Source organism: Streptomyces fulvoviolaceus (genome assembly GCF_000718165.1).
Classification (GTDB): Bacteria; Actinomycetota; Actinomycetes; order Streptomycetales; family Streptomycetaceae; genus Streptomyces; species Streptomyces fulvoviolaceus.
Genome location: NZ_JOEY01000230.1, coordinates 1 through 230 on the forward strand (window position 1 = coordinate 1; position 230 = coordinate 230).

The following is a 230-nucleotide window of genomic DNA, read 5'->3' on the forward strand; positions in this document are numbered from 1 at the left end:
ACCGGGCGTCCGGAGCTGACCGAGGCCGCGATCGTGGTCTCCGGCGGCCGCGGCGTCAACGGCGCCGACAACTTCGCGATCATCGAGGCCCTCGCCGACTCCCTGGGCGCGGCTGTCGGCGCCTCGCGTGCCGCCGTGGACGCCGGCTGGTACCCGCACACCAACCAGGTCGGCCAGACCGGCAAGTCCGTCTCCCCGCAGCTGTACATCGCCTCCGGCATCTCCGGCGC

At 73.9% G+C, this 230-nt stretch carries 1 protein-coding gene; it reads left to right on the forward strand.

The genetic code is table 11. The features are described 5' to 3' along the window. The coding region (locus IG08_RS0153655; RefSeq protein ID WP_030622539.1) for an electron transfer flavoprotein subunit alpha/FixB family protein at positions 1-230 on the forward strand (230 nt) is incomplete at both ends.